Raw genomic sequence first — 4,723 nt, forward strand, 5'->3', positions numbered from 1 at the left:
CACTTGTACTGCAAAACTTAAAGAGGCCTATGGAATAACACCTGGCCTCGCCGCAGTCCTCGCAGGCGACAATCCCGCCTCCATCACCTATGTCTCGATGAAGCGCAAGGCCTGTGCCAAGGCAGGAATCACTTCCTTTGAGCATGTCTTTGGCAGTGATGCAACGCAAGCGGAAGTTCTTGCCTGTGTCCGTGCCCTCAACGCAGACCCCAATGTCCACGGAATTCTCGTGCAGCACCCGATGCCCAAGGGCCTAGACGAAGATGAGATTCTCGCCACCGTAGATCCTGCCAAAGACGTTGATGGAATCGGGCGGGCGAGCCTAGGTGATCTGGTACTGGGCCATCCGAGCTTTGTCTCGTGCACGCCACAGGGAATGATGACCCTGATGCAGCGCTACGGTATCGACCCAGCAGGCAAGCACGCCGTCGTGATCGGGCGCTCCGTGATTTTGGGCAAGCCGATGGCCATTGCTCTGCTCAATGCCAACGCGACGGTGACGATCTGCCACAGCAAGACCAAAGACTTGGCAAGCTTCACGCGTCAGGCCGATATTCTGGTCGCTGCTGTAGGCCGCCCGGAGATGATCACCGGCGATATGCTCAAGCCCGGCGCAGTCGTCTTAGATGCTGGCTACAACCGTGTCGAGGGCCGTGGTCACGATGTCGGAGACTGTCACTTCGAGAGCTGCGCCGCCGTTGCCAGCGCCATCACCCCCGTCCCGGGTGGCGTCGGCCCCATGACTATTGCCACGCTTCTAGAGCAGACTGTCGCCGCCGCCGAGCGCACCGCCCTAAAATGAGCTTTGAAGCCTGGGTTGCGGTTCATACGCCCCGTGTGAATGCGGCCCTAGATCAGCTCTGCCCCGCTGATGGCTCACGGCTACGTGAGGCAATGCGCTACTCGCTTCTAGCAGGGGGTAAGCGCCTGCGCCCGCTGCTCTGCATCGCCGCTGCCGAGGCCGTGGGTAGCAATATCGAGCACGTGCTCCCCGCCGCCTGCGCCCTGGAGATGATCCACACTTTCTCGCTCATCCACGACGACCTCCCCGCCATGGACGACGACGACCTGCGGCGCGGTCTGCCCACCTGCCATGTAAAATACGGCGAAGCCCTCGCGATTCTTGCAGGCGATGCACTCCAAGCCCTCGCCTTCGAGCTCACCGCAGAGTATCCTCAGCTGTTGCGCCTTCTGGCTCACGCATGCGGCCAGATGTGCACGGGGCAGGCAGAAGATATTGCCGCAGAGGGCAAGCCCATTTCACTGTCGCAGCTCAAAATGATTCACGCCAATAAGACCGGTGCCCTTCTCAAAGCCTCGGTTGTTAGTGGTGGACTGATCGTAAACGCTCCTCCCACGCAGCTCAGTGCCCTCGAAACCTACGGTGCCCAGATGGGAGTTGCCTTTCAGATCGTGGACGATATTCTCGATCTCACGGGCGACGATGCGACACTCGGCAAGCCCGCGGGCTCAGATCTCAAGCACGATAAAGCCACCTATCCCAAGCTAGTGGGCCTAGAGGAGAGCAAGCGCCTCGCCCGTGCCGCCGAGCAAGAGGCGCTCACAGCGCTAGAGATATTCGGAGAGTCCGCAGAGCCTCTGCGCGAGATCGCTCGCTATATCGTCGAGCGCAACACCTAAGCAAATCTTCTAGAGCTGGTGACTCTCGGGCTGGAGCGTGAGCTCGCCTAACACGAGATGCGCGGGCTGGGTGAGGGCGTAGAGAATCGCCTCCGCTGCATCACTTGCCGAGAGCATCTTGTCGCGCTGGACTTTCATCTCGATGGCGGGATTGTCGTAGAACGGAGTGTCCACGCCGCCCAGGTAGAGTCCTGTTACTTTAATGTTGTGCCGACGGGAAACTTCCGCCCGAAGTGCCTGCAAAAAGCCCGTCAGACCGTACTTGCTGGCGCAGTAGACACTGGCTTGCGCCATCGGCACTTTCCCCAGAACCCCCACGACATGGAGAATATGCCCCGATTTCTTGGGAGTCATCACTTTCACGGCAGCTTGCGAGAGCAGCATCGCACCGTAGAGATTGGCCGCCAGCGTGAGGGTCATCTCCTCGGGCGTGATGTTCTCTAGCGCCTTGATCAGCCCGACACCCGCCGCATTGATCACAATATCGAGTCCCGTCTCGCCTGCGGCCTCAGTCACGAGCTTCTCTACCTGAGATGCCCGGCCCAGATCGGCCAGAGCTGTCTTAGGGCGCACGCCGGTTGCCTCTTCAATTTGCGCCGCGAGTACCTCTAGCTTCTCACTACTGCGCCCCGAGAGTGTGAGGTGCGCCCCCGCATGTGCTAAGGGCAGCGCGACTGCCTGCCCAATTCCGCCCGTTGCGCCGGTGATCAAGACCGACTTTCCCGTAAGTATTTCCGTTTTCACGCCATTCTTAACTCTAGGAGGTTTCGTTTCGTTCCCATTTAGCCCATAATGCAAGCTGTATGAAAGCAATGGTATTAGGTGCAGGGATTGGTTCGCGGCTCGATCCCCTCACGCGCTCCCTTCCCAAGCCCGCTGTCCCTGTGGTGGGTAAGCCCGTGATTGGGCATATTCTGGATCATCTGAAGCACTACGGTGTGACTGAGATCATGATCAATGTGCAGTACCTGGGCGAGAAGCTCATGGCGAGTATCGGTGATGGCTCCGCGTATGGCGTAAATGTCTCGTACTCTATTGAGGACGAGCTCTGGGGAGATGCAGGTGGAGTCAAGCGCTGCGAGGCGTTTTTCCGGGACTCCGACGACGAGACGTTTATGGTGGTTGGTGGCGACGATCTCTCCGACATGGACTTCGGGGCGATTATCGCGGAGCATAAAGCAAAAAACGCGACGGCGACCATCGGAGCCAAGCGCGTAGAAGATCCCTCGCAGTTTGGTATCGCGGTCACCGATGAGAATAACTTCATCACGCGCTTCCAGGAAAAGCCCGCACCTGGTACGGCTTTCTCGAATCTCGCCAATACGGGCGTCTATCTCTTCAAGCAGCGGGTCTTCGATACCATTCCCGCCGCCACTTTTTACGGCTTTGGCAAAGACGTCCTCCCCGCACTGCTCGCCGCCGGAGAGCCCATGCTCGCCGTTCCGACCGATGCGTACTGGGAAGATGTCGGCAACCTCACCATCTACCGAAAAGCCCAGCGCGACTGCTTAGACGGCAACGTCAAAGTGGTCTTCCCTGCCGGAGTTCGCGTCGCCGAGAACTGCTTTGTCTGCGAGGGTGCCCAAGTGAGTGGCACGATCTCCGACTACACCGTGGTCGGCAAGAACGCGATTATCGAGGCAGGGGCTATCGTGAAGAACTCCGTGCTCTGGGACGGCGCGATTGTCAAAGCCGGGACGTATCTCGAAAACTGCGTCGTTGGCAACAGCGTCACGGTCTCCAGCTCTCACGGCATCTTCAACGCCCAGATCGTCGAAGCGAATCGACCTATCGGTTGAAATCGATGGGAACGGTGTACTCGGGCCAGTCGTCGGGGCGGTGGAAGTCGCAGACGGCGTGGTTTGAGGTCGAGGCGACGTCGGGTTCTCCGTTGGTATCGTGGTGGGCATCGTAGCGGCAGACGCTCACCCGAATCTTCTCGCCGTGGTCTGCCTCTACAGGAACGCCCAGTAGCCCCACCCAGCCCTTTTCGGTGCGCCATGCGTGGGCAATGATCTCGTCGGGATCGCACTTGAGCGTGTCGCCGTCGAGCTGCCCGCTCCGGGCAAGGGCAATCGTGGCGCGATTCGGGAACTTCAGGTGCAGGCGAATCCCATTTGGGGTGACATGCGCCTCGGTATAGGCATCGCTATCGAAGCGGCGCACAAAAACCTCGAAGACATCGCCCATCTCCCAGGTGTTCTGGTTGTCTGCCGTCGCATCGTTGAAGACATCGGCATCAGTCAATGTCCCCAGTGACCAAATACAACCATTGTGCCACCCGAGTTGTGCTGTCGCGGGCAAACCCGTTAACCCGGACTGCCAGCCTTGGATCAGCGGCAGAATCTCACACTCAGCAAAGGCTGTTTGTACGGCGGCAAGCTCTGAAAAATCAAAGGGGGCAAGCGTTTTCAGCATGCCCCCTATCGTACCCGAAGCGGGTGCGAATTACTTTTATTACTCTTCGATAGCCGCCGCTGCGGTAGTCCCCAGCGAGAGAACATCGTCGGCAACACCAGAGTTCTTAATCTCGCCTTCGATAGTATCCATCATCGCAGGGTGCTCTTCCAGGAACTTCTTGGCATTCTCACGGCCCTGCCCAAGACGCTCGCCCTTGTAGGAGTAGAACGCGCCGGACTTGGTCACCACGTTGAGCTCAGTGCCGATATCAACGATCGAGCCTGCACGAGAGATTCCCTGGCCGAACATGATATCAAACTCGGCTTGCTTAAACGGCGGAGCGACTTTGTTCTTCACGACTTTGACGCGGGTGCGGATTCCGACCATGTCGTTACCCACTTTGAGGGTCTCCACGCGGCGCACATCAAGACGCACCGACGAATAGAACTTCAGGGCACGACCACCAGGCTGTGTCTCGGGGTTGCCAAACATGACCCCGATCTTCTCACGAAGCTGGTTGATAAAGATAGCGGAGGTATTGGTTTTGCTGAGCGAGCCGGTTGCGATGTCGAATGCGCCGTGCGTTCTCTGAGATAAAAGTGCTGAGAATTGCAGGAGTTTGAAGAGTCGCGGCTCGACGGTCACCGGCTGCTCCCATGAGTGCTTCTCATCGAGCCAGGCC

The 4,723-nt window shown here is 58.6% G+C and carries 5 protein-coding genes and 1 pseudogene; 3 read left to right on the forward strand and 3 right to left on the reverse strand.

Going from position 1 to position 4,723, the window contains the following annotated elements; genetic code table 11:
• Both RMO15_RS15710 and RMO15_RS15715 read left to right on the forward strand, forming a co-directional pair.
• A partial coding sequence (locus RMO15_RS15710; protein ID WP_309714394.1) for a bifunctional 5,10-methylenetetrahydrofolate dehydrogenase/5,10-methenyltetrahydrofolate cyclohydrolase occupies window positions 1-802 on the forward strand: 802 nt, incomplete at its 5' end.
• Window positions 799-1,641 carry a farnesyl diphosphate synthase gene (locus tag RMO15_RS15715; RefSeq protein WP_309714395.1) on the forward strand — a complete coding sequence of 281 codons (843 nt, stop codon included), beginning with the start codon at window positions 799-801 and terminating at the stop codon, window positions 1,639-1,641. The genes RMO15_RS15710 and RMO15_RS15715, both read left to right, overlap by 4 nt.
• A 9-nt stretch (window positions 1,642-1,650) precedes the next feature.
• Here the strand turns inward: RMO15_RS15715 and RMO15_RS15720 are convergent, their stop codons facing one another.
• Window positions 1,651-2,385 (reverse strand): SDR family NAD(P)-dependent oxidoreductase, encoded by a 735-nt coding sequence (locus RMO15_RS15720; protein ID WP_309714396.1) that lies wholly within the window; start codon window positions 2,383-2,385, stop codon window positions 1,651-1,653.
• A gap of 59 nt (window positions 2,386-2,444) precedes the next feature.
• On the opposite strand from RMO15_RS15720, the gene RMO15_RS15725 reads away from it, so the two are divergent.
• Window positions 2,445-3,440: an NDP-sugar synthase gene (locus RMO15_RS15725; RefSeq protein ID WP_309714397.1), complete on the forward strand. Its 996-nt coding sequence runs from the start codon at window positions 2,445-2,447 to the stop codon at window positions 3,438-3,440.
• Here RMO15_RS15725 and RMO15_RS15730 read toward each other — a convergent pair.
• Together RMO15_RS15730 and RMO15_RS15735 are read right to left on the reverse strand one after the other, a co-directional pair.
• The gene (locus RMO15_RS15730) at window positions 3,430-4,059 is read right to left on the reverse strand and encodes a hypothetical protein (RefSeq protein ID WP_309714398.1); all 630 of its coding nucleotides are present in this window, start codon (window positions 4,057-4,059) and stop codon (window positions 3,430-3,432) included. The two genes, RMO15_RS15725 and RMO15_RS15730, sit on opposite strands and share 11 nt — an antisense overlap.
• Window positions 4,060-4,098: 39 nt before the next feature.
• Window positions 4,099-4,723: pseudogene (locus tag RMO15_RS15735) on the reverse strand (hypothetical protein); the annotation flags it as partial.

The organism is Armatimonas sp. (genome assembly GCF_031410135.1).
GTDB lineage: Bacteria > Armatimonadota > Armatimonadia > Armatimonadales > Armatimonadaceae > Armatimonas.

What these genes read in the sequence shown, in the direction of transcription:
- RMO15_RS15715 (WP_309714395.1), top strand. Translation starts at nt 799, where the DNA reads ATGAGCTTTGAAGCCTGGGTTGCGGTTCATACGCCCCGTGTGAATGCG.
- RMO15_RS15725 (WP_309714397.1), top strand. Translation starts at nt 2,445, where the DNA reads ATGAAAGCAATGGTATTAGGTGCAGGGATTGGTTCGCGGCTCGATCCC.
- RMO15_RS15730 (WP_309714398.1), bottom strand. Translation starts at nt 4,059, where the DNA reads ATGCTGAAAACGCTTGCCCCCTTTGATTTTTCAGAGCTTGCCGCCGTA.